Genomic DNA, 24103 nt, shown 5'->3' with positions numbered 1-24103 from the left:
GCCTCAGGGCATGCGCTGATTGACCGAGACGACGCGCCAGCCGGTCGCGAGCCGGTCGATCCGGGTCAGTGATAGCGGATCGATCACGAAGCGCAACGCCGCTTCCGGTGTCAGATCCAGCGCGATGCAGAGCGCCGCGCGGATGGTGCCGGAATGCACGACAAGCGTCGCTGGGCCGGAGGCGATCAGCGACAGTCCCAGCCGCACGCGCCCGACCTGATCCTCGAAGCTTTCGCCGCCCGGCGGTCTCTGGTGGGCGGGATCGCTCCAGAATTCCGTGTAGGCCTCACCACCGGTCGCGGCGAGTTCGTCGTGCTTGCGGCCGGTCCAGTCGCCGAAGTTCTGCTCGCTGAATTCGGTCATCAATGACGGTTCGAGCCGAAGGGCCCGCGCGGTCTCGACCGTGCGCCGCGACGGGCTGGCATAGCTCGCAGCATCGCGCGGCAGGCGTTGCCGCAGCGCCTCCAGTTGCGCGAGATCGCCGAGATCCGCCGGCGCATCGGACGCGTGGATCGTCCCTGCGACGCCGGCGACGGGCGCATGTCGTATCAGCCAGAGGAAGGTCTCGCCTTCCATGCTCGTCTCCCGGGAAGTTGGTCGCTGTGGCAATATCGCCGCACGCTGCACATTGACTCTGTCTTGCTCCTAATCCTAGATGGCCGCGACGGTTTCCCCGAGAGGGGATGAAAAGGGAATGCGGTGCGGAGACGTCGTCTCCAATGCCGTGGCTGCCCCCGCAACTGTAAGCGGCGAATCTTGCGTCACGAGCCACTGGGTATCTCGGTCCCGGGAAGGCGACGCAAGGTGACGACCCGCGAGCCAGGAGACCTGCCGTCAGCCGTGGTCACACGCGAAGATGTCGGTCGGGGAGTACAGACATTCGGCTTCATCGGACGGCTAAGAGCCGGAAGATGGGACCTTAATTCGCTGTGACGTGCCACTGACGTCACACCGAGGTCCAAAACCGTGTTTTCCATTCGTATTGTACGACCGCGCCGCGTCCTGCTCGCGTCCGCCGCTCTCACCTCGCTTGCGGCCGTCGATCTGTCGGGCGCGATGGCGCAGCAGGTCCGCGATCCCCTGCCGCCGATCGAAGTGTCCCCGGTCGAGTCCCGCAAGCAGGCGAGGCCAGCCGGCCGGGAAGGCCAGAGCCCGCGCCGCGCGGCGGCGCGCCGGTCCGCGACTGCAGCGGCCGCGCCCAAACCCGTCGCGCCGGTTGCGGCGGCGCAGACCCAAGCGCAAACACCGCTCAACAGCAACGTTGTCGCCGAAAGCGCATCGCGCCTCGGCCTGACGGTGCGCGAAACGCCTGCGACCGTCGAGGTGATTTCGGCTGAGACCATGCGCGAGCAGGGCTATCGCACCGTGTCCGAGGTTGCTCAAGGCGCGGTCGGCGTCACCTCCGGCGACAATCCGGCCGAGCCCGCGGCCTTCTCGATGCGAGGGTTCACCAACAGCCAGATCAACACGCTCTACAACGGCATCAAGATCGGCCCGCAGAACATGACCTCGCGGATCACCGACACCGCCAATCTGGAGGCCGTGGAAGTCCTGAAGGGCCCGGCCTCGTTGATCTCGGGCGAGGGCGCCGCCGGCGGCGCGATCAACTTCGTCACCAAGCAGCCGCACACCGGGCCAATCCGGAACGAGGCGGATTTTTCCTGGGATTCGCTGAACTCGTTTCGTGCGCATTACGGCTCGGGCGGCAGCACCAATGTGCAGGGGCTCGACTACCGCTTCGACATCAGCCGCTCCTCGCTCAACGGCTTTGCCGACGATACCAACACCAGGACGCTGGATGTGTCGGGTCAGCTCAACTACCGCATCTCCGACAGCCTCAAGATCTGGGGCGCGATCGAGTATCGCGAGGACCGCTCGAAGGCCTATTGGGGGGCGCCGCTGGTGCCGGTTGCTTTCAGCGGTTCGCACGCGACGACGGGGATCGTGTCCGGTAACTATTCCAATAGGACTGATCTCGGCGCCGTCACGATCGACGACCGCACCTTCAACACCAACTACAACGTTCTCGACAATCGCAACGTGGCGCAGGAGGTGTGGCTGCGCGGCGGCTTCGAGTTGAAGCTGGCGCCGGACCTGACCCTGAAGAGCCAGGCCTATGGTTATGGCGCCGAGCGCACCTGGTTCAACAACGAGATCGAGGCGTTCGATTCCACCAACAACCAGGTCTATCGCGAGCGCTTCTATGTCGCGCACAGCCAGCGCCTTGTCGGCAACATCACCGACCTGACCTGGGATGCGAACATCGCGGGTTTCGACAATCGTCTCGTCACGACGTTGTCGTCAAGCTATCTGGATTTTGTCAGGCCTGGCGCGGCGAACTTCCCTTGGGACTACGTTCCGCTGGTCGGTCCTCCCCGCGGCTATTACGGCTTGCTTACGACCAAGCTGCAGACCGCGCGTATCGACAACGAGGCGCTGTCGTTCGAGGACCGGCTCAAGCTGACGCGGACTTTCGCGCTGATCGGCGGCCTGCGCGTCGAGCATATCGGGCTCGACCGCAACTCGACCGACCAGTTCGGTTTGCAGAACGCCGGCTTCCCGTTCACGAAGGACTGGGCGCCGGTGACGGGCCGCATCGGCTACACCTGGGAGGCCGTGCCCGGCCTGACTTTCTTCAGCCAGTACGCGACCGGCGCCGACGTTGCCGCAAACACCAGCTTTCTGCTGTTGCCGACCCAGCCGCTGGACCTGACGACCTCGCGAACCTACGAGACCGGGGTCAAGCACCTGTTCTGGGACAACCGCGCGGAGTGGTCCTTCTCGGCCTACGACATCCTGCGCAAGAACGTCTATGCCGCGGCCGGCGGCATGGCGCTCAACATCGCAGGGAAGCAGGAGTCGAAGGGTGTCGAGCTCGCCGCCTCGGTGCGTCCGATCGAGCCGCTGCGGCTGTGGGGCAACGTCGCCTATGTCGATGCGCGCTACGCCGACTACAATTTTGTTGGCGGCTCGTTCTCAGGCAACACGCCGCCGAACGTGCCGCGCATCGTTGCCAACGCCGGCGCGTCATGGCGCTTCTTCACGCCCTGGCCGGTGGAGCTCGGCATCACCGGCCGTCATGTCGGTGACCGCTACAACACCGACGCCAACGTTGTCACGATGAAGGCCTACACCGTCGCCGACGTCCACGCCTTCGTCGACATCCCGAAGACGGTGTTCAACGCGGTCGATCAGGCCCGCCTGACCTTCCGCGTGCGCAACATCGCCGACAAGCGCTACGCGATCTGGGGCGATCCGTTCTATCCCGACCAGATCCTGCTCGGCGCGCCGCGCACCTATGAGCTGTCGGCCGCGTTCAAATGGTAGGACGCTGACCACATGATGGGCGCGATCGTCCTGCTGCACCGCTGGCTCGGCATCGCGTTCTGCCTGCTGTTCGCGATGTGGTTCGCGACCGGAATCGTGATGCACTTCGTTCCGTTTCCGTCGCTGACGGAAGCGGAACGATTTGCCGGACTGGCACCGGTGGGTGGCGCGCAGGTGACCATGTCGGCCCATGACGCCGTGGTCGCCAGCGGGATCGCGGATGCCAGGCGGGTTCGCCTGATCCGGCGGAGCGATGGACCGGTCTATATCGTTTCGGGACCGTCGCGTGTTCACGCGGTTCGTGCCCTGGATGGAGCCGAGGCGTCGGTGATGTCGTCCGATGTCGCACTCGCCATCGCGCGGGAGGACGCTCGACGCCGCGGACTCGATGTCATCGGCGCCGCGATCCTCGCGCGCGCGGATTACGATCAATGGAGCGTGCCGAATGGCTTTGATCGCCACCGGCCCCTGTTCCGCGTCGCCCTCGGCGATGCCGCCGGCACGGAGGTCTATGTTTCATCGCTGACCGGCGAGGTCGTCCTGGATACGACGCGGAGCGAGCGCGGCTGGAATTGGGCCGGCAGTGTGCTGCACTGGATCTATCCGACGGTGCTGCGAAGCAATTGGGCGCTGTGGGACAGGGTGGTCTGGACGCTATCGCTGCTGGCCTTGATTGCGGCAGTGCTGGGCGCGGCGCTCGGGCTCGCGCGGCTCAGGCTTCGCGGTCGGCGATTGTTCTCGCCCTATCGCGGTTGGCACGCCCTGCATCACGTCATCGGCCTCGTCGCGACGGCTTTCGTGCTGACCTGGATATTCAGCGGCTGGCTCTCGATGGATCACGGCCGGCTGTTCTCGCGCGGGGAGTTGACCCCGGCCGAGGCGGGCGTGATCGAAGTCTCTCCGGATTGGACGACGGCCGCGTCGCTTGATCGGACGCCGATATCGTCAGCGGCCGGCGAGCTCGAATGGTTTGCCTTCAACGGCAAACTCCATCGACGCGAGCGGGTTGGTCTCGACAAGCAGGTTCTGATCGGTCCCGACGACGGAGAGCCCGACTCCCTCGGCGCGCTGGAAGTCGGAAGCTTGATGTCGCGCGTCGCGGACGGCTGCGGCGCACCCTCCAGTCTTGCCGGTGATGATGCCTATCCCGCGCAGTCCATCGTTGCGGGTGCACCGGTCTATCGTTCTCGTTGCGGCGACCTCTGGTTCGATATCGACGGGGCCGACGGCCGCGTGCTGCAGAGGCTCGATGCGTCGCGGCGGGCCTATCGCTGGTTCTGCAGCGCGCTGCACACGCTCGATGTTCCGGTCCTGCTCGCGCATCCGCGTTTGCGCGATGTCCTGATCGTCGGGCTCTGTGCGCTCGGGCTGGTGTTCTCCATCACCGGCATCGTCATCGGCTGGCGGCGGTTGCGGTCAACTCTTGCGGCCTGATCTACGCCCTGCCATAGCCCCAGCCGAGCCGGCCAACGAGGCCGCCGGCCTACGCGCAGGCGAGCGCCATGCCGGCCTCGATATGGCCAAGGCCGAGCTCGCGCGTGCCGAGCATGACAAAGACGGTGTTGAGCGACACCTGCATCGCGCTGAACGGCATCGAGGCCAGCGCCAGCATCGCGATGCGCCGGTCGGCGGTGACCAGTGCCAGCCGCGCGCGGAGATCGAGTTGCGGAAGCGGGACGGACTTGCCGGCATAGGCCGGCCGCAGGTGCTCGAACAGCCCGATCGCGACGAGCGCGCAGGCGCCGACGGCCGCGTAGCACCAGGCAGGTCCCAGCCAGATGGCGATCGCTGGCAGAACCAGCGAGCCGCAGACAGCGCCGATCTGGTTGCCGGTCTGGCGCACCGAGAACACGAAGGCGCGCCGCTCCGCGGTTACGAGCCGCGACAGCAGCGCCGCGCTCGCCGGCGTCTCGGGTCCGAAGGCAAGGCCAAGGCAGAGGCCGGCAGCGAGCAGGGCCGCGGTCGATCCAAGTGAGGCCAGCGCCATGCTGATGACGATGGCCGCCGCGCACAGGCTTGCGATCCGCATCGAGCCCATCCGCGCGATGAAGCCGCCGCCCCAGAACGAGGCGGGGATGCCGACGGCGAACACCGCACAGGAGAACATCGAGAGCTGCCAGACCTCGATATGGGCGCGCGGCGCGACCACGCCCGGGGCAAACAGGGCGAGCGCCACCAGGGCCTGGAGCCAGGTCATCGCGCCGAGCGCCGGCAGCAACGGCGGCGCTGGCCGAGCGGCGGTGTTTGCGTCTACCATGGCGCGGCACTCTCAGGAGGAACGGCACAATGGCAGGCGGCATTTCCATTCACGCGGTCGACGTGGCCAGCAGTCGGCCGGCGCAGGGTCTGCGCATCGAAATCTGGCGGATCGATCCGGACTCCTCGCGTATCGCCGACGGTCGGCTCGGCGCCAACGGCGTGCTCGATCATCCCGTCGCGCAGGGCGCCGGTGTGACGGCGGGCGAGTATGAGGTGCTGTTTCATCTCGGCGAGTTCTTTGCGGACAGCGACGGCTTTCTCACGGTGACGCCGTTCCGCTTCCGCATCAAGCATGTCGACGAGCATTTTCATCTGCCGCTGAAATTCACGCGCTGGGGCTATTCGCTGTTCCGCGGTGCCTGATCAGTTGGTCAGCCGCCGCGACAGGCCGGTGACGCGCTCCATCACCGCGACCATCGCAACGGTGGCGATGATCAGCACGCTCGATAGCGCGGCAATGGTGACGTCGAGCTTGCCCTCGAGGTCCTGCCACATCCGGATCGGCAGCATATCGGTCGCGGCATCGCGCAGGAACAGCGAGACCGGCACGTTGTCGAACGACGACATGAAGGCGATGAAGGCGCCGGCGATGATGCCCGGCCGGATCAGCGGCAGCACGATGCGCCGGAACGTGTAGAGCCGGCTCGCGCCCAGCACCGCGGAACTCTCCAGCAGGGTCGGTTCGAGCTGGGCGAGCGCTGCGACCGTGTTGCGCACGACATAGGGTACGCAAACGACCGTGTGGCCGATCACCAGCGTCAGTAACGATACCTGCATCCCGACCAGCGAGAACAGCATCAGCGCAGCCAGACCAAAAGCCAGCGCCGGCAGCACCAGAGGCGACATGAAGAGGGAATCGAGCAGCCGCGCCGACAGCGTCGGCGAGCCGGCGCAGTCGCCGCGTCGCAGATGGCCGCGGCACGGCGGGCGCCCTCCGCATCGACGGTCACGAATGCCGCCATCGTCAATCTGTTGCAGGATCTCCAGCGCGAGTTCGGCTTGGCGCTGCTGTTCATCAGCCATGACTTCGCGATCGTCGAGCACATGACCCACCGCGTCGCGGTGATGTATCTCGGCAAGATCGTCGAGGTGGCGCCGCGCTTCGAGATCTTTGCCGCGCCCAAGCACCCCTACACCAAGGCGCTGCTCTCGGCGGTGCCGCTACCGGAGCCCGGCGCTCAGCGCAATCCGATCATCCTCAAGGGGGACGTGCCGAGCCCGATCAACCCGCCGAGCGGGTGTCGCTTCCACACCCGATGCCCCTACGTGTTCGATCGCTGCCGGACTGAGGAGCCGACGCTGCGCGCGGCCGCACCCGAGCAGTGGGTGGCCTGCCACCTCGAAGACGGTGTGCCGGCGACGGCCTGATAGCCGTCGCCGTTTGGTGCATCGCTACTCGACCGTCACGGCCGTGACCTGGATCCAGTCGTTACCGTCGAATTTCTGCACGACCAGCCGCTTGAACGGGACGTAATTGTCCGGCGTCGTGCTGTAGGTGGTGCCGGGCAGCAGCGAGGGTGCCGGAACGTTGTTCAGATGGGTGGCCTGGTACAGCAGGTTTTCCCGTGTGAGGTTGTCTCCGCAGGCCTCGATGATCTTCCCCATGATGTAGGCGAACGAATAGACGGCGAAACCGATCTCGTTCTTGGGGTCTTCGTTGGGGAGATACTTCTTCATGAACGCCTGATAGGCGACGACGTCGGGGTCTTCGGCCCATTTGGGGCTGGACACCTGCTTGTAAGGGGTAGCCGCGATGATGCCGGTGACGGAGTCGAAGCCGGCGGCCTCCAGGAACTGCCGGCCGACCGACGGGCTCACCACCAATTGCAACGGCTTCCAGTCGAGCTCGAAGGCCTTCTTCATCGATTGCGACGCGGCCTTGCCGAGCGAGACGTTGAAGAACACGTCGGCGCCGGATGATTTGAGCTGCGCGACCGGGGAATCCATCGTGGGATCGGTCAGCTCGTAGGTGACCTCCTTGACGATCATGGTGGAGGCCTTGTCGCCGAGGCCCTTCTTGAACCCGGAGACGTAGTCGCGGCCGAAATCGTCGTTCTGCATGAGGATCGCGACCTTCGCGTCCGGCTTCACGGAGAGCAGGTACTTTGCGAGGATCTCGCCCTCGGTGCCGTAGAGATGGAACGCGGGCGTCGACCATTTGAACGCCTTTGGCTGGTTCCACTTGTTCGCGCCGGTCGAGACCAGCAGCTGCGGTACGCCCTTGTTGTTGAGGTATTTCTGCACGGAGGATTGCGCCGCGGTCCCGGACGATCCGAACAGCGCGAGCACGCCGTCGCTCTCGACCAGCTTGCGGGTCTGTTCGACGGTCTTGGGCGGCGAAAAGGCGTCGTCGAGCGAGAGCAGATTGATCTTGCGGCCGTTGATGCCGCCCTTCTCCTCGTTGAGCATTCTGAAATAGGCGACCTCGGTGCGGCCCTGGATGCCGTGGATCGACAGCGGGCCGCTATAAGGCATGGTCTGGCCGAGCTTGACCTCGGTATCCGAGGCGCCTTCGTCGTATTTCTTCTCGGCTGCCGTTGCGCCTGTCACGAAGAAGAGCCCGGCCGATAAGACCGCCATGGCCGACAGATGTTTCTTCATTTCATCCTCCCGATTATGTTTTGTTTTCTTACCCTCATCCGGGTGCACTTGCCTTCGCTGCGAGTTCTTCGCGGAGCTGTCGCTTGACGATCTTGCCGCTCGCGGTGCGTGGCAGCTCCTCGAAGCGGATGTCGACGTGGACCGGCAGCTTGAAAATCGCGAGCCTTGGGCGCAGGTGCTCGATCACCTGTTCTGGCGTGAGGCGCGATCCGGCCTTTGCGCGCACGACGGCCCCGACGAGTTCACCGAGCACGCGATCGGGGATGCCGACGATGGCGGCTTCGAAGATATCGGGATGAGCGAGCAGGGCGTCCTCGATTTCGACGCAGTAGATGTTCTCGCCGCCGCGGATCAGCATGTCCTTGGCGCGATCGAGCAGGTAGACAAAGCCGTCTGCGTCCATCCGGACGATGTCGCCGGTCCGGTACCAGCCGTCGCGAAAGGCGGCCGCAGTCGCCTGCGGATTGTTCCAGTAGCCCTTCACGACGTTGCCGCCGTAGATCTCGAGCTCGCCGATCGTGCCTGTTGGCAGCGTGTTTCCAGCATCGTCGATGACGCGCAGGTCGCAGCCGGGAACGGCCGGCCCGACCGAGTCCGGCCGCGCCAGATAATCCTCGGCCCCGTTCGACGTCGAGACCGAGGACGTTTCGGTGGCGCCATAGCCCGTGCCCCCGAACTTGCCCGGGAACAGCGCAGCGACCTTCCGGGTCAGTTCCGGCGACGCGGCGGCGCCGCCGTAGGAAAGCCCTTCCAGGCTTGAAACGTCCCGGCGCCGGAAGTCCGGCGTTTCCAGCAATTGCCACGTCATGGACGGCACGCCGGACATGCCGTTGACACGCTCGCGCTCGATCAGTTCGAGGGCCGCTTCCGCATTCCACTTGTACATGAGCACGATCTTCGCGCCGTTCGCCAATGCCGGGATCATGATCGAGTGGCACCCGGTGACATGAAAGAACGGCACCGGGAGCAGGACCGCCTTCTGCGCGTCCGGCGGCGCGGGCAGGGGATCGCCGCGCCGGATCGCCGCGCGGGCCCCCGAGAACGTGATGTTCACGAGGTTGCACATGATGTTGCGATGCGTTCCCAGCGCTCCCTTGGAGCGGCCGGTGGTGCCTGACGTGTACAGGATGGTTGCGTCGTCGTCCGGCTGGATGTCCCGGTCGGGCGGCGGCCGGTCCGGCAAGGCGGGGTAATTCGATCGTGGGCCGATCAGATCCTCTAGCGCGGTCGCGTCGCCCAGGGTCTCCGGCGTAGCGCGCACCGCGATGAGCGCGGCGCCGTGATCGCCAGGAGCGAGCGATTTGAGACGCGCCAGACGCTCGCCGTCGACGATGGCGACGCATGCGCCGGAATCGCGCAGGCCATAGGCCAGATCATCGCCGGTTCCCCAGGCATTGAGCGGCACCGCTACCGCGCCGATGATGGTCGCCGCCCAGAACGCCAGCGGCCACTCCGGAAAATTCCGCATCGCAATGGCGACGCGGTCACCCTTCTTCACGCCGTAATCGTCCGCCAGTCGCCACGCCAGTGCTGACGCTGCGCGATAGTGCTCGTGAAAAGTGAGGCGCTCGTTCTCGAAGACGATGAAGGTGCGGTCGCCCCACGCCTTGCTGGCCTCGAAGATTGCGCGAAGATCGCGATGGGCTTTCTTGTAGATCCGGACAGGACGCCCCGCGATCTGGATCGTCTCCATCTCGAACGGCGCGCCGGGGCCCGTGAGGATGCAGGTGGCTTCGTCGAGCGAGACCGCCGGCCAATCGCGACGCTCGCTTGTCATGGGAACCTGCAACGCGAGGCCACGATTAACGGCATGCGCTTCCCTCCGCTGAACACGGCTTGTCAAGCACCGCGCATTGTTGGCGCGACGCAATCCTCGCCGCGCATCAAAAGCTTGGGTGATATGGAAGAGTCTGACTTGCGTTGACCGGCTGGTGAGCTGTCACCAACGCGGAAGGGGTGATATGCAAACAGCCGCTAGTGAATGCATATACGCGCCGACGCGGTCAGCGACGCTGACGTTTGTAGGGGCCTGGGTCTGGATGAGAGCGCCGGAGCCGCAATCTGGCGATGGTGCCAATATGCCCCTGTTTTGCCCGACGTGTCAAAGTCCGCGCGCAGCGAAAATTCGCAAGTCAAAACAACCTCGTTCTACTGTGCATGGGGTTGTTTTCGCGTCCTGGCTTGAGCCGGCCCTCAACCCTGGCGGCGCAGGAAGCCCGTGATCGTGACTTTTTCCCAGATGCCCGCTGCCGCAAAGGGATCGGCGCGATTGAAGGCTTCGACTTCGCTGCGGCCGGGCGCTTCGATCAGGAACAGGCTCCCGATCATGGTCGCGCCATCGTCGGAGACCAGCGGTCCCGACATCACGATCTTGACGCCGAAGCGCGAGGTGTCGCTCAGGAAGGCCTTGTGCGCGTCGTAGTTGGCGAGCCGGGTCGGCAGCGCGCCGGCGCGGTCGAGGGCGTGAATGGCGAACAGCATGGTGGTCTCCGTTGATGTCTTCGTTTTCTTGGGACGGCCGCCGAGGCGGCCATCCGTGCTCGAGTGATGAGGTGGCTTATTTGCCGCCGAGCTTGCCGGCGTCCTCGAAGGTCGGGCAGGTCCGCTGCTCCAGCGGCACGTCGAACGGCTGGTAGTTGTCCTTGGTGATGACGGTCGGCTTCAGCACGATCTCGCTGATGACAGGCTGGCCGCGCAAGGAGCGGATCGCCATCATGGTGCCGAGGCAGCCCTGCGCGAATCCGTTGTAGTCGCCGCTGGCAAGCAGCTTGCCGGATTTGATCGCGTCGATCGCCTCCTTGGTGCCGTTGATGCCGATCACCTGCGCCTTGCGGTTGGCGCCGTCGAGCGCCTCGATCGCGCCGACCGCCATGGCGTCGTTGGCAGCGAGCACGCCGTCGATCTGCGAGTTCGACTGCATCAAATTCTCCATCACCTGGAGCGCCTGCAGCCGCTGGTAGTTGCCGGGCTGCGAGGCCAGCAGCTTGGCACCGGCGTTTTCCTTCAGCGCGTCGTTGAAACCGCGGACGCGGTCGACATTGGTCAGCGAGCCCTTGACGCCCTCGATGATGACGATGTTGCCCTTGCCACCCAGCGTCTTGAGCAGGAAGCGCGCGGTCTCCAGCCCGAGGCTGTAATCGTCGGCGCCGACGAAGGAGAGGAATTTGCCGCCGGCAGAGCGGTCGGTGATGTTGACGACGGGGATCTTGGCTTCGTTGATCTTCTCGACGCCCGGCACCATCGCCTTGTAGTCGACCGGCGTGAAGACGATCGCGCTCGGCTTCTTTACCACCACGTCCTCGATCTGGCTGAGCTGCTCGGGGATCGAGTCCGGCTTGGTTGGGATGTATTGCAGCGTCTTGGCGTTCAGCACCTTCGCCATGTTGTCGGCGCCGACCCGCACCGTCTGGAAGAACGGGTTGGTCTGGTTCTTGGTGAAGACGGCGATGGTCTCGCCGTCAGCGCGGGCTTGCGTCGTGAACGCGGCCGCCATCAGCAGCGGCAGCGCCAGATAACCCAGTTTATGTTTCATGTTGCCTCCATCCCTCGTTTTGCTTGTTGGTCGTCCAGGAACTCATTGCGCGCGGTGGCGGGTCTTCATGTCGAGCCAGACTGCGAGAATGACGATGATGCCTGTCACCAGCGGCTGCCAGTTGGCGCTGACTGACAGGAGATTCATGCCGTTCAGTACCAGCGTCAGGATCAGCGCGCCGATGAAGGTGCCGAACACGGTGCCGACGCCGCCGAACAGCGAGGTGCCGCCGATCAGCACGGCCGCGATCGCGGGCAGCGTCAGGCTTTCGCCGATGTCGGCCTCCGCGGAATTGAGCCGCGACAGGAAGATGATCGAGGCGAGCCCTGCCATGGTTCCGGAGACGGAATAGACCAGCAGCAAGCGCCGCGCGACCGGAATGCCGGAGAGCCGGGCCGCAACCGGATTGGCACCGATCGCATAGATCTCCTGTCCCCAGATCGTTCGCTGGGCAAACAGCGTTCCGATCCCGAGGAACACCAGCAGCAGGTAGACCGGGATCGGCAGGCCGAACAGATAGCCGCTGCCGATCTGGCGGAACCCGGCGGGGAAGCCGTGGAGCGTCTCGCCCGCCATGTACCAGTAGGTGAGGCCGTTCAGCACCCAGAGCATGCCATAGGTGGCGATGAAGGAGGGGATGCGCAGAGCAGTGACCATCACCCCGTTGAGCAGCCCGACGATGCCGCCGCAGGCAAGCCCGGCGAGGATGCCGAGCGCCGGCGAGCCGGTCTTGTGGATCACCGTGCCGGCGATGCAGGCGGACAGTGCGACGTTGGCGCCGACCGAGAGATCGAGGCCAGCGGTCAGCACCACCAGCGTCAGGCCGGAGGCGATGAAGAAGGTCAGGCTCGCCTGGCGCAGCACGTTGAGGATGTTGCCGAGGCTCAGGAAGGAATCGCTGAGCACGGCGAGCACCGCGCAGATCAAGAGCGCCGCGAGCAGGCGGTAGAACACCTGGATCGCATCCTGCGACAGGAAAGAGCGGGGCGGCATCATCGCCTCTTTGGTGATGTCGGTCATGCGCGGCTCCGGAGGCCGTCGAGGAACAGTGCGACGATGACGAGGACGCCGACGCTCGCGACTTGCACCGAGGACGGCAGCGAGATCAGGTTCAGCCCGTTGCGCAACACCCCGACCGAGAGGACGCCGAGCAGGGTGCCGAGCAGCCAGCCATTGCCGCGCTCGAACGAGGTGCCGCCGACGGCGACGGCCGCGATGGCGTCGAATTCGAGGCCGAGGCCGGCCGTGGGATGACCGGAATTCATCCGCGCGGTCATCAGCAGGCCGGCGATGCCGGCCATGGCGCCGCCGATCGCATAGACCGCGATCAGCAGCTTGTTCGGCGAGAGGCCGGCATAGCGCAGCGCCTCGCGGTTGCCGCCGAGCGCGAAGATGTAGGTGCCGAAGCGGGTGTGATAGAGTAGGCCGTGAAATGCCGCGTAGGTCACCAGTGCCATCACGATCGGCATGGGAACGCCGAGCAGCGTGGCCGAATAGATGTCGCGCACGCTATGGGGGATGCCGACCACGCTCTGGCCGTCGCTGACGATCAGTGACAGGCCCTGCGCCATGCCGAGCGTGCCGAGCGTCGCCACGAAGGGTGGAATGCCGACGATGGCGACCAGCCAGCCGTTGGCGAAGCCGAAGGCCGTGCCGACCAGCAGGCCGGCGCCGAGGCCCAGCAGCATCGACTTGGTTGCCAGCGACACGATGGCGACGCAGAGCGAAGTCAGCGTCAGCACCGCGCCCATCGACAGGTCCAGCCCTTCGGTCATGATGATCAGCGTCATCGGCAGCGCCAGCATGGTCAGGATGGTCGACTGCACCAGCACGTTGGAGAGATTGGCAACCGACAGGAAGCCGGGTGCGATTGCGCCAAACAGCGCGATCAGGAGCACGAGCACGATGGCAACGCCGGGAATACGCTGCAGCGGGTTGGGTTGCGAGACGATCGCGGCCTCACGCATGATGCATCCCCAGTCGCACGATGTTCTCCTCGGTCAGTTCGTTGCGCGTCAGGTGCCCGGCGATGCGGCCCTCGCGCATCACGTAGGCGCGATCGCAGACATGGCAGATTTCGATCTGCTCGGACGAGATCATCAGGGCCGCGGCGCCCTCGGCGACGAGACGATCGATCAGGGCAAAAATCTCGGACTTGGCACCGATGTCGATGCCCCGGGTCGGCTCGTCGAAAATGAAGAGCTTCGAGCCCGCCGCCAGCCACTTGCCGATCACGACCTTCTGCTGGTTGCCGCCCGAGAGCAGGCCGACGGTCTGGCGCGCGCTGGGCGTCGCGATCCTGAGTTGCCGGATCAGGCCGTCTGCGGTGCGTTGCGCAGCGCGCTGGTCGAACAGCCCGCTCGGGAACAGCTTTCGCAGCGCCGAGACCACCAGATTGTCGCTCACCGACCGCAGCAGGGCGAGGCCCTCGCTCTTGCGGCTTTCCGGGATCAGCGCGATGCCGCGGCGGGCGGCCAGATCAGGCTCGCCGGACATGGTCTTGCCGTCGAAGATGATCTCGCCCGCGCTGGTGGGATCGGCGCCGAAGATGGCGCGCGCGACCTCGCTGCGGCCGGAGCCGACCAGGCCGCACAGGCCGACGATCTCGCCCCGCCGCACCTCGATATTGATGTCGGAGATACCGGTCGGTGAACTCAAGCCCTTGACCTCGAGCAGCAGCTCGCCGGGCTTGTCGGCAAAATTGCGCGGATAGGTCATGTCGACGTTGCGGCCGACCATCATCCGGACGAGCTGGTCCGGGGTGACGTCGGCAGGTTTGACGCCGTCGATGCGGCGGCCATCGCGCAGCACCGTGATGCGGTCGCCGAGCGCGAACACCTCGGCCATGCGGTGCGAGATGTAGACGATGGAAACGCCGTCGGCCTTCAGCCGCGCGATTAGGGCGAACAGCAGCTCGGTCTCGCGGTCCGACAGCGCCGCGGTCGGCTCGTCCATGACGAGGATGCGGGCGTCCTGGCTGATCGCCTTGGCGATCTCGACCATCTGCTGCTGCGCGACGCCGAGCTTGTCGACGGTGGTGGAGGGATCGATCTCGAAGCCGATCGTATCGAGCACCCGCCTGGCATCGGCCAGGATCTTGCGGCGGTCGATGGTACCGGGGATGCGGCCTTTCGGTTCGCGGCCGAGGAAGATGTTCTGGGCGATATCGAGATGGGGGACCAGCGAGAATTCCTGGAAGATCACGGCAATGCCGAGCTTCTGCGCATCCGCGGTCGATGAGATATCGACCTTGTCGCCCCTGAAGTAGAACTCGCCGGAATCGGCGCGATAGGCCCCGCACAGCACCTTCATCAGGCTCGATTTGCCGGCGCCGTTCTCCCCGAGCAGCATGTGGACTTCGCCGGGGTAAACGGCAAAGGACACGTCATCCAGCGCCTTGACGCCGGGAAACTCCTTGCTGATGCCGCGCAGCTCCAGCAGCGGCGCCGGTAAGGCGGTCTCGATGGCCAACGCAGCATTGCTCATGCGCGCGCTCCGCTCGCAAAGATCTTTCCGGGATTCATCAGTCCATCGGGATCGAGTGCCGTCTTGATCGATCGCATCACATCGACGGCTTCGCCGAGCTCGTCGGTGAGATAATCGATCTTGCCGATCCCGATGCCGTGCTCGCCGGTGCAGGTGCCATCCATCGCGATGGCGCGGGCGACCATGCGGGCCTGCAGCGCCTTGGCACCTTCGGTTTCCTCGGGCCTGGCCGGGTCGATCAGGATCAGCATGTGGAAATTGCCGTCGCCGACATGGCCGACGATCGGCGCGGTAAAGCCGTGCTCGTCCGCATCGCGACGCGTCTCGGTCAGGCATTCGGCCAGCCGCGAGATCGGCACGCAGACATCGGTAATCACGGCGCGTGCACCAGGTCGCAAGCCGAGGCCGGCATAGAGCGTATTGTCGCGGGCGTGCCAGAGCCGGCTGCGGTCTTCCGGTGCCTTGGCCCAGGCAAAGCCATGACCGCCATGGTCGGCGGCGATGGCTTGCGCGGCCTCGGCCTGCTCGGCGACGGAGCTCTCGGAGCCGTGGAATTCGAAGAACAGGGTCGGCGCCTCGCGATAGCCGAGCTTGGCGTAGGCGTTGATGCCGCGCATCATGACGTCGTCGAGCAGCTCGATGCGTGCCACGGGGATCGCGGACTGGATCACGGAGATCGCGGTATCCACTGCGTTATGCAGGGTGTCGAAGCTGCAGACCGCGGCCGAGATGGCCTGCGGCACCGGGTGCACCTTCAGCGTGATTTCAGTGATGACGCCTAGCGTGCCCTCCGCCCCGACGAACATGCGCGTGAGATCATAGCCGGCAGCCGATTTGCGCGCGCGCCTGGCGGTCCGGATGATTCGGCCATCGGCCAGCACCACCTCCAGCGCCATGACGTTGTCCTTCATGGTGCCGTAACGCACGGCCATGGTGCCGGATGCGCGCGTCGAGGCCATGCCGCCGATCGAGGCGTCGGCGCCGGGATCGATCGGGAAGAACAGGCCGGTGCCGCGCAGCTCCGCATTGAGCTGCTTTCGCGTGATGCCGGGCTGCACCACGACGTCCATGTCGCTGTCATGCACGTTCAGAACTTTGTTCATGCGCGCGAAGTCGAAACAGACGCCGCCCGCAACCGCCGCAGCGTTTCCTTCCAGCGAGGTGCCGGCGCCGAACGGAACGATCGGCATGCCCGCGCCGGCGCACAGCTTGACGATCGCGGCGACCTCTTGAGTCGTCTCTGGGAAGACGACAATGTCGGGCGGCAGGTTGCGATAATGCGACTCGCTCTGCCCATGCTGATCGAGCACGCCGCGCGCAACGCTCGCGCGCGGGCCGATCATGCCGGTGAGGCGTTCGGCCAATATGCTTGTGCTGACCCGCGGTCCCATCCCTAACTCCCGTCTGCTCCCTGTCGCCGGACTCTTGGTGGTCCGCCGCCGCTTAAGTCTAGGCGGCTCTTGCGTTGCTTGCGACCTGCTTCAGGCCGAAATCGTAATTGAGGTGAAAATAGTCGCGCTCCACCATGCGACCATCCGGCGCACGGCCGGCAGAATGCCGGACGAACTCGCGGATCAGGCTGTCCTTGACGCCGAACACCACGTCGCTGTCGAGATATTGGTCACCGGCGACGAACACGTGCGTCACGAGCTGCTCGAAGCCCGGCGCCGAGATCATGAAGTGGACATGCGCGGGGCGCCAGGGATGGCGGCCCTGAACCTCCAGCATCTCGCCGACCGGGCCGTCATGCGGGATCGGATAGGCGGCAGGCTTGATCGACCAGAAATGGAAGCGACCGTTGCCGTCGGTGTGGAAGCGGGCGCGCATCGCGAGATCGCCGATGTCGTCGAGCTGCTGCACGTCGTAATAGCCGTCGTCGTCGGAGTGCCAGACGTCGACGGTGGCACCCACGAGCGGTTGTCCGTCGACGGTCGAGACGGAGCCGGTGACCAGCATCGGATCGCCCTCCATCGGGCCGGAGATATCGGCGCCGCTATCCTTCTCCGGTGCGGCCTGGACGAAGAACGGGCCAAGCACCGTGGTCTCGGTCGCGCCTTCCGGCACGGGGTGGTTGATTGCATCGACCAGCATGGAGACACCCAGCGCATCCGACAGCAGGATGAACTCCTGGCGCTTGTCGTCGCACATGTGGCCGGTGCGGGTCAGGAAGTCGATGCCGTATTCCCATTCCTTCTGGGTCGGCCGCACCTCGCGGACGAAGGCATGAAGGTGACGCACCAGCGCCTCGCTCACGTGCTTGATACGCGCATCGGTTGCGTCCTTGATCCGCTCCAGCACCGCGTCGGTAATCGTGTTTTCGTCGAAGTTGCGCATCTATGTCTCCGCGATCAGAGTTTGGGTTCGCCAAGCCCAGACAGCCGTTCCAGGTGCTTGACGGTCGCGATGAAGTCGGCGTCGCCGTCGCCCTGCGCCACCAGCGAGCCGTAGGTCTCGCGCACTTGCGCTGCGAGCTGCAGTGGCACGCCCACGGCATGGCCGGCGCCGAGAATCAGATCGAGATCCTTGGCCATCTGCTTGCAGGAGAAGGTCGACTCGAAATCGCGGCTGCGCAGCGGTGCGGTCTTGTATTTCACCATGGGCGATGCCACGGCGCTGTCGTCGAGCACCTTCAGGATGTCCTGCCAGGCGATGCCGCCCTTGCGCGCCAGCGCCAGGCTTTCCGCCATCATCGCGGCGGATACCGCGATCATCAGATTGACCGAGAGTTTTGCGTAGCGCGCTTCCTCGGCGGGCCCGAGATAGGTCTGGGCGCGGGTGAAGGCTGCGAACAGCGGCCTTGCGTTCTCGAAGGCGTCCTTCGGCCCTGACACGAAGCAGGTCAGCGCGCCGGTGTGGACGATGCTGGCGTTGCCGGAGACCGGCGAGCGCAGATAGGCAATGCTCCGCGCTTGAGCTGCGACGGCGACCTCGGTTGAAGCCTCGACGCTCACGGTGCTGGTCTCGATCAAGATGGCTCCGGGCGCCATCGCGGCGACGAGACCGGTCGGGCCGAGCAAGGCGCCGCGCAGCGCGGCATCATCGGGCAGGGACGTGATCACGGCCGCCTTGCCGCTCACGGCCTCGGCCGGCGAGGCGGCAATCGAGATGCGTTGCGCGCGCGCCTCGCTGATCCGCGCCGCGTTCTGATCGAACGCGGTGACGGCATAGCCGGCCTTGGCGACGAGGGCCGACATCGGCAGGCCCATCTTGCCGATCCCGATGAAAGCGACGTTCTTTGATGCGTCTGTCATTGTTGTTGTCCGTTGGCCGCTCAGGCGGCACGTCCCTGTCGTTCGATGTCCTGCACCAGCCGGCGGCCGGATTGCGCCAGCAACTCCTTATTTGCTTCCAAGCCATCGACCAGCAACCTGCCGTTCCGTTTCTTCCAGGCGCCGCTGATCATGACGGCCTCGATATTGGCAAGGCCCGTCTGCATCACGACGGTCGCGACGGGATCGTGCACCGGGACGAGGTTGAGATCGGACGCATTGATGATGACGAGGTCGGCAAGCTTGCCCGGCGTCAGCGATCCGATCTGGTCCTCGCGGCCGAGCATGCGGGCGCCTTCCGTCGTGATCCAGCGCAGGGCTTCGCGCACGGGAATCGTGCTCGTCGCCGGAATGGTGCCACTGTCTTTGCGCGACTCCGCGTTGTCGAGCGCCCGCTGCATCGACAAAGCGATGCGCGCAACGGAGAGGAGGTCGCCAGCCAGCACGGATTCCAGATCGATGCCAATGGTCGGCCGCACGCCGCGCTTGAGCAGACGGCCGGTGATCGGAAAGCCATGACCCTGGATCATCTCGTTCTCAGGCGTGACCGAGAAGGAGACGCCGAGATCGACCAGCCTGTCGAGGAGATGGTCGGGCAGGTCGTTGCCATGGACGATGTTGATGCCGGCACCGACAAGGCCGGCCTCGATCAGCTTCTCCCAGCCGCCGGGCGTCTTGGCCGGACCGCCGCCCTGATGCATCGATGTTATCAGCTTCAGCTCCCGCGCCAGGCGAAAATCGTGCCTGGCGACGTCGAGCGTCGAATAATGCGGGCCAAGGATGGCAAGCCCGAGCGTGACGAGGCCATCGCGGTCGGCGAGGGGCCCCGCCAGCAGCCGTTCGATCTCGCGGCGCGGATGCGGAACCTCGGAGAAATGCGGCTCGCCGGGTTTCGGCTCGGGCTTGGGCGAGCCGTGGAAGAAGGCGGCGCGGATGCCGCTTTCGATCAGGCCGCGCACGGCAGCGTCGGTATGAGCAGGCGTCGGATTGTTGTGACACCAGTCGACCAGCGTGGTCGTGCCGCAATTGATCTGGTTCAGCGCGCCGACGAGGGTGGCGATATGGATGTCCTCGGGCCGGAATACGGTCGCGAGCCCGGCGTGCATGCGGCGAAAATATTCCAGCAGCGTCCAGTTGGCGGCATAGCCGCGCAAGCCCGTCTGCCAGGTGTGCATATGCGCGTTGATCAGGCCGGGGATGACGATGCGACCTTTGCCGTCGATGATCTCGGTCTCGCTCGCACCGCTGCCGAGGTCGATCGACGGACGCACGTCGACAATGCGGCTGCCCTCGACCAGGACATCGCCGGTATTGAGATCGCCGATCGCATCATCCATGCTGATGACCGTGGCGGATTTGATCAGCGTGCGCCGCATTGCTTCACGCCGCCGCTTTGATGGCAACCGGCGGCTCGCCGGCCCAGGCACGCGCAATGAGGTCGCGGATGGCGCCCCGCTCAAGCGGGCGCGGATTCCAGTAGGCATTGGTGACGGCGAGATCGGCCGCCTTGTCGATGCCGCTCTCGGGCATGCCGATGTCGCGCAAGGCCAGCCTGGCGCCCAGCCGCTTCGCGAGGTCGAAAAGTCCCTGCGAGGCATCGGCTGCGCCGATCGCGCGCGAGATGCGGGCCGTCGCATCGGGCACGGCCGGCGCGTTGTACGCGAGCGCATGCGGCAGCACGATGGTGTGGGTTTCCGCATGCGGCAAATCGAAGGTGCCGCCGAGCGTGTGGCAGAGCTTGTGATGCAGCGCCATGCCGACGGTGCCGAGGCAGACCCCGCACAGCCACGCGCCATAGAGCGCCGCGGTGCGGGCCTCGCGATCGTCACTTTTGGCCGCGATGGCGGGCAGGGCGCGCGCCAACGCGCGGATGCCTTCTTCCGCCATCAGCGATGTCACTGGATTGGTGTCGCGCGCGTAGAGCGCTTCCACCGCATGGGCGATCGCGTTGATGCCGGACGTTGCGGCGAGGCCCACCGGCAGCGTCAGGGTGAGATCGACATCGTAGATCACGGTCTCCGGCAGCACGGCCGCATCGCGCACCGTGGTCTTCAAACCGTTCTCGGTCTGGCCGAGAATCGGCGTCATCTCCGAGCCAGCATAGGTGGTGGGAATGCAGAGCTGGTTGACGCCGGTGCGCAAGGCGAGCGCCTTGCCGAGGCCCGTCGTGGATCCGCCGCCGAGCGCGACCACGCAGTCAGCCTCGCACGCCTTCATCGCCGCGAGCGCGCGCTCCGTGACCTCGACCGGGGTGTGCATGATGGCGCCAGGAAAGATGCCGGCATAGAGCGAGCCGAGCGCCGTGCCGAGGCTCTTGCCCTGGGCTTCCTGCTGCGGCGTCGTCAGCACCAGCGCACGCTTGCCGCCGAGACGCTCCACCTCCGCTTTGGCCGAGGCCAGCGTTCCGCTGCCGAACACGACGCGGCAGGGCAGGTTTTCGAAGGTGAACGAACCGATCATGCGCCGGTCTCTTTGATGGGATAATCGACCTGGAAGCGTCCGATCCGCAAGTCGCCCAGCGCCTCGCGGACGCGCAAATGTTCGGGGTGATTGGCATAGGCTGCCAGCGCGGCGTGGTCGGTGAATTCGGAGAACAGAACGACATCGCAGGCATAGTCGACGTCGCTGACGTCAACACCGACTTCGATGTGGGTGAGGCCGTCGATCCGGCCGCGCAGGCCCTCGAACAGGGTCTTGACCTTGGAGCGGGCCGCGGCGCGCTCCTCAGGGGTCTCCCCGCGCAGCCGCCACATCACGATGTGCCTGATCGGGCCCGACATTTCCTGATTTCCTCGCCTGCCATTGTGCTTTGTTGGCGCTATTTTGCCTTGCGGAAAGTGGAAATAAAGACCAAAATTTGTAAGTCTCTTTTCCGATTTATGCAAAAATGGACCGGTTGCTCCAACTCGAAGTCTTCTCCAGAACCGCCGAGCTCGGCAGCCTGTCCAAGGCCGCCGAAACCCTGCGGATGTCGAACGCGGCTGCCAGCCGCCATCTCAGCGCGCTGGAGGAGCGGCTCGCGGTCCGGCTGATCGAGCGCAACACGCGCCGGCAATGGCTGACCGAAGCGGGGCAGGAGCTGCTGCAGCGCTGCAGCCCGCTTCTGAACGAGTTGGCCGAAGCCGAAGACGCCGTCTCCGACCGAGCGCTGTCGCCGAAGGGCATGCTGCGGGTGACGAGCTCGCTGTCCTTCGCGATGATCTATCTCGCGCCGATGCTGCCGGCCTTCCGCGCGCTCTATCCCGATCTCAGCGTGCAGATCATCAGCGCAAACCGCTATCTGGACTTCATCGAGGCCGGCATCGACGTGGCGATCCGCACGCGCGAGCAGGAGCCGGATTCCAACATCATCGTCCGCCGCATCGGCCAGATGCATCGCGTGCTCGCGGCTGCCCCGTCCTATCTGGAGAAGCACGGCCGGCCGGAGCATCCCGCCGATCTCGCCCGCCACAACATGCTGATCTACAATCTCGCCAACGATCCCTATTCGCTGCGGCTGAGCCAGGGCAGTACGACGCAGACGATCCGGATCGCACCGACGCTCGACAGCAATGACGGGCAGATCATCTGCGGTGCCGCGCGCGCCGGGCTCGGCATCCTGATCCAGCCGCTTTACATTGTGCAGAGCGATATCGCGGCCGGCCGTCTGGTGCCCGTGCTGATGGGTTGGGAGCTGCCGCTGCTCACCATGAACATCGCTTATCAGAACCGCGTCCGGCTGCCCGCCAAGATCAGGGTGTTTTCCGACTTTCTCGTCAGCCACATCCGAGAACATTCAGAGCCGGGAATCTGGATCGACGCGGCAAGGGCATTCGCGCCAACTCGGTCTCGCCGGGCAATACCTATTTCGAGGGCGGCGTCTGGAACATGATCAAGGACAACAATCCCGAGCTCTACAAGACCGCGCTGGCACTCAATCCGACCGGGCGGATGGGCACGCCGCAGGAAATGGCCAACGCCGCCGTCTTCCTCGCCAGCCGCGCCGCGAGCTTCATCACGGGGACGAACCTCGTCGTCGACGGCGCCCTGACGCGCGGGGTGCAGTTCTAAAGCGAGAGGCTTGGGTCGTTCAGGCCGTGCGCGGGCTGGTCCGCGTCGGCAAGACCGCCGCTGGGAGTTTGCCGGCGAAGGCGCGGGTCTTGGGTTGGACCCGCGATCCGTCGATCACCTCGAGCCGGCCGCAGCGGTTCAGCGTGTGCAGCTTTCGGCCCGGCCACAGCGGTCCGGGCTTGAGCGAGTGGCGGACTATCTGCTTGAACGTCGTCGGCGACAGTTCGACGATCTCCGCCAAAGCGAGCGCCGCACCATATCCGTCGGCGCAATCCTGCACCGGCCGCCACAATTTGCCGTCGATGGTGACGAAATTCCCCGCCGGCCGCGTGCTCGCGCGGTCGATCAGGACCGGGGTGCTGGCATGGGGCGTCCAGGGGCCGTGCAGGCGGTCGGCGTAGTAGATCGCCAGCGAATCCGAATAGCCGCCGGTTCCGTCGCGCCAGGCCCCGAACAGATAGTTCAGCCCGTTGTGCCGCGTGATCGTCGCGTCGGCGAGCTCGAGGCCGGAGAGCAGCGTCGCGTGCCGCTCCCATTTGTCCGGAAACCGGACGCATTTGTAGAGCGCGACGTCCCCGTGGAGCGAACTCTCCGGGATCATCCACAACTCGCCGTCGTCCTCGATCAGGAATGGATAGGAGAGATGCCAGGGCTCCTCCAGCACGGGCACGACGTCGCGGACCGGTCCGGTGTCGCCGAACTCGATCGCCGAGATGATGCCTTTTCCGACCCGGTGATCGAGGTCTTCAAAGAAGACGAACGTTCGCCCCTGCCAGGTGATGGGAAAGGGATCGGCGTAGAAATGGTTTCCGGGATCGCCCAGCACGTTCCAATTGGGTCCGGAGAGATCGCCGGTCTGCCAGACGCCGGCGCCATCATTGAAGCGCCATCCGACGTGCCAATGCGGGGCATAGCAGCAGAGGCGATAGATCTCCTTGGCGATCGATACGGCGAGGCCGCGCACGACATAGGCTGCCGGTCCACGCCCGTTGCCGCTCCGCGCGGGACGCGCCAGCTGCGGCACGATGCGTGGCCTTCCGGATAGAATCGCCGCCACCATGGTCAGTGTTCGCGCCGTGACCGTCTCGAGCCCGCCGCTCAGGCTGGCTGCGATTTCCGCGGAGGGGTGGCCGCGATCGAGCACCGCTCCATCGATCTCGTTGACGATCTCGATGACGGGCAAGTCACCGCCGAGAATGGCGGCGAGCGCGGCGTTCTCGCCAGCGGTCCCATTGAACAACGGGCGCAGATACAATTTCGCCGCGCTGTTCGGATCGCGCGCGGCGCTGGTGAAGTCGACGACCACGTCGGCCGCTCCGGTGCGCGTCTGCATCTGCTCCGGAATGATCGTCAGCCTGTCGGCGCCGCCGGGCTTGCCCTTGTGCAGCACCAGGCGCTCGAGCCCGAACAGCGCGTCGAGACCTGCGGGCCGAGGCTCCGTGGTCGTCGTCCACGCGATCTGAATTGGAACGTCCCGGCCATCGATCGACAGCGTCTCGCGGTGCATCCACCGCCGCGCATGTTCACGTTCGCAGCGAAACTCGATGATCATGTCGAGCCAATCCATTCCGGCGCATCG

19 protein-coding genes, 4 pseudogenes and 1 riboswitch are annotated in these 24103 nt (G+C 65.5%); of the genes and pseudogenes, 6 read left to right on the top strand and 17 right to left on the bottom strand.

What is annotated here, in order from left to right; translation table 11 throughout:
- Positions 1-3: 3 nt before the first annotated feature.
- Positions 4-576, bottom strand: a complete 573-nt coding sequence (locus tag F8237_RS03765) for a histidine phosphatase family protein (protein WP_162005860.1) — start codon at positions 574-576, stop codon at positions 4-6.
- A gap of 72 nt (positions 577-648) precedes the next feature.
- Positions 649-850, top strand: a riboswitch (cobalamin riboswitch).
- A 116-nt stretch (positions 851-966) separates the two neighbouring features.
- On the opposite strand from F8237_RS03765, the gene F8237_RS36035 reads away from it, so the two are divergent.
- Positions 967-3327, top strand: a complete 2361-nt coding sequence (locus F8237_RS36035; protein WP_162005859.1) for a TonB-dependent receptor — start codon at positions 967-969, stop codon at positions 3325-3327.
- A gap of 12 nt (positions 3328-3339) precedes the next feature.
- Positions 3340-4761, top strand: coding sequence for a PepSY domain-containing protein (locus F8237_RS03750; RefSeq protein WP_151642457.1), 1422 nt, complete (start codon positions 3340-3342; stop codon positions 4759-4761).
- Positions 4762-4813: 52 nt separating this feature from the next.
- Here the strand turns inward: F8237_RS03750 and F8237_RS03745 are convergent.
- Positions 4814-5584 (bottom strand): annotated as a pseudogene (locus F8237_RS03745) (MFS transporter); the annotation flags it as partial.
- A gap of 29 nt (positions 5585-5613) precedes the next feature.
- Between F8237_RS03745 and F8237_RS03740 the strand changes: the two are divergent.
- Entirely contained in the window at positions 5614-5949 is a 336-nt protein-coding gene (locus F8237_RS03740) for a hydroxyisourate hydrolase (RefSeq protein ID WP_162005858.1), read from the top strand.
- Here F8237_RS03740 and F8237_RS03735 read toward each other — a convergent pair.
- Positions 5950-6471 (bottom strand): annotated as a pseudogene (locus F8237_RS03735) (ABC transporter permease); the annotation flags it as partial.
- A 66-nt stretch (positions 6472-6537) separates the two neighbouring features.
- Between F8237_RS03735 and F8237_RS03730 the strand changes: the two are divergent.
- A pseudogene (locus F8237_RS03730) lies at positions 6538-6954 on the top strand (oligopeptide/dipeptide ABC transporter ATP-binding protein); the annotation flags it as partial.
- A 24-nt stretch (positions 6955-6978) separates the two neighbouring features.
- On the opposite strand, the gene F8237_RS03725 reads toward F8237_RS03730, so the two are convergent.
- The 13 genes from F8237_RS03725 to F8237_RS03665 form a co-directional block, all read right to left on the bottom strand.
- Complete coding sequence (locus F8237_RS03725) at positions 6979-8187, bottom strand: ABC transporter substrate-binding protein (RefSeq protein ID WP_151642455.1); 1209 nt, start codon at positions 8185-8187, stop codon at positions 6979-6981.
- 34 nt (positions 8188-8221) lie between these two features.
- Entirely contained in the window at positions 8222-9964 is a 1743-nt protein-coding gene (locus F8237_RS03720; RefSeq protein ID WP_151642454.1) for a class I adenylate-forming enzyme family protein, read from the bottom strand.
- Between the two features lie 416 nt (positions 9965-10380).
- The gene (locus F8237_RS03715) at positions 10381-10668 is read right to left on the bottom strand and encodes a YciI family protein (protein WP_015687161.1); all 288 of its coding nucleotides are present in this window, start codon (positions 10666-10668) and stop codon (positions 10381-10383) included.
- A 76-nt stretch (positions 10669-10744) separates the two neighbouring features.
- Positions 10745-11719, bottom strand: a complete 975-nt coding sequence (locus F8237_RS03710) for a sugar ABC transporter substrate-binding protein (RefSeq protein ID WP_151642453.1) — start codon at positions 11717-11719, stop codon at positions 10745-10747.
- 42 nt (positions 11720-11761) lie between these two features.
- The gene (locus tag F8237_RS03705) at positions 11762-12739 is read right to left on the bottom strand and encodes an ABC transporter permease (RefSeq protein WP_151642452.1); all 978 of its coding nucleotides are present in this window, start codon (positions 12737-12739) and stop codon (positions 11762-11764) included.
- Positions 12736-13686, bottom strand: coding sequence for an ABC transporter permease (locus F8237_RS03700; protein WP_151642451.1), 951 nt, complete (start codon positions 13684-13686; stop codon positions 12736-12738). The genes F8237_RS03705 and F8237_RS03700 overlap by 4 nt, the downstream gene beginning before the upstream one ends.
- Entirely contained in the window at positions 13679-15205 is a 1527-nt protein-coding gene (locus tag F8237_RS03695) for a sugar ABC transporter ATP-binding protein (RefSeq protein ID WP_151642450.1), read from the bottom strand. The genes F8237_RS03700 and F8237_RS03695 overlap by 8 nt, the downstream gene beginning before the upstream one ends.
- Positions 15202-16596, bottom strand: coding sequence for an FAD-linked oxidase C-terminal domain-containing protein (locus F8237_RS03690; RefSeq protein WP_151642449.1), 1395 nt, complete (start codon positions 16594-16596; stop codon positions 15202-15204). The genes F8237_RS03695 and F8237_RS03690 overlap by 4 nt, the downstream gene beginning before the upstream one ends.
- Positions 16597-16654: 58 nt before the next feature.
- Complete coding sequence (locus F8237_RS03685) at positions 16655-17539, bottom strand: intradiol ring-cleavage dioxygenase (protein ID WP_151642448.1); 885 nt, start codon at positions 17537-17539, stop codon at positions 16655-16657.
- A 14-nt stretch (positions 17540-17553) separates the two neighbouring features.
- Entirely contained in the window at positions 17554-18456 is a 903-nt protein-coding gene (locus F8237_RS03680; protein WP_151642447.1) for an NAD(P)-dependent oxidoreductase, read from the bottom strand.
- Positions 18457-18476: 20 nt separating this feature from the next.
- On the bottom strand, positions 18477-19850 hold the full coding sequence (locus tag F8237_RS03675; protein WP_151642446.1) for an amidohydrolase family protein: 1374 nt from the start codon (positions 19848-19850) through the stop codon (positions 18477-18479).
- A 4-nt stretch (positions 19851-19854) separates the two neighbouring features.
- The gene (locus F8237_RS03670; RefSeq protein WP_151642445.1) at positions 19855-20934 is read right to left on the bottom strand and encodes a maleylacetate reductase; all 1080 of its coding nucleotides are present in this window, start codon (positions 20932-20934) and stop codon (positions 19855-19857) included.
- Entirely contained in the window at positions 20931-21254 is a 324-nt protein-coding gene (locus F8237_RS03665; protein WP_151642444.1) for a Dabb family protein, read from the bottom strand. Before F8237_RS03665 ends, F8237_RS03670 begins: the two co-directional genes overlap by 4 nt.
- A 107-nt stretch (positions 21255-21361) precedes the next feature.
- Here F8237_RS03665 and F8237_RS03660 point away from each other — a divergent pair, with 107 nt between their 5' ends.
- Both F8237_RS03660 and F8237_RS03655 read left to right on the top strand, forming a co-directional pair.
- Entirely contained in the window at positions 21362-22345 is a 984-nt protein-coding gene (locus tag F8237_RS03660) for a LysR family transcriptional regulator (RefSeq protein ID WP_244626073.1), read from the top strand.
- Positions 22279-22524: pseudogene (locus F8237_RS03655) on the top strand (SDR family oxidoreductase); the annotation flags it as partial. The gene F8237_RS03660 and the pseudogene F8237_RS03655, both read left to right, overlap by 67 nt.
- Positions 22525-22543: 19 nt before the next feature.
- Here the strand turns inward: F8237_RS03655 and F8237_RS03650 are convergent.
- Positions 22544-24076 (bottom strand): glucosamine inositolphosphorylceramide transferase family protein, encoded by a 1533-nt coding sequence (locus F8237_RS03650; protein WP_151642443.1) that lies wholly within the window; start codon positions 24074-24076, stop codon positions 22544-22546.
- Between the last annotated feature and the right edge of the window lie 27 nt (positions 24077-24103).

It is taken from the genome of Bradyrhizobium betae, assembly GCF_008932115.1.
Taxonomy (GTDB): domain Bacteria; phylum Pseudomonadota; class Alphaproteobacteria; order Rhizobiales; family Xanthobacteraceae; genus Bradyrhizobium; species Bradyrhizobium betae.
Note: the sequence above shows the minus strand (reverse complement) of the source record. Positions and strands in the feature narration are given on the sequence as shown.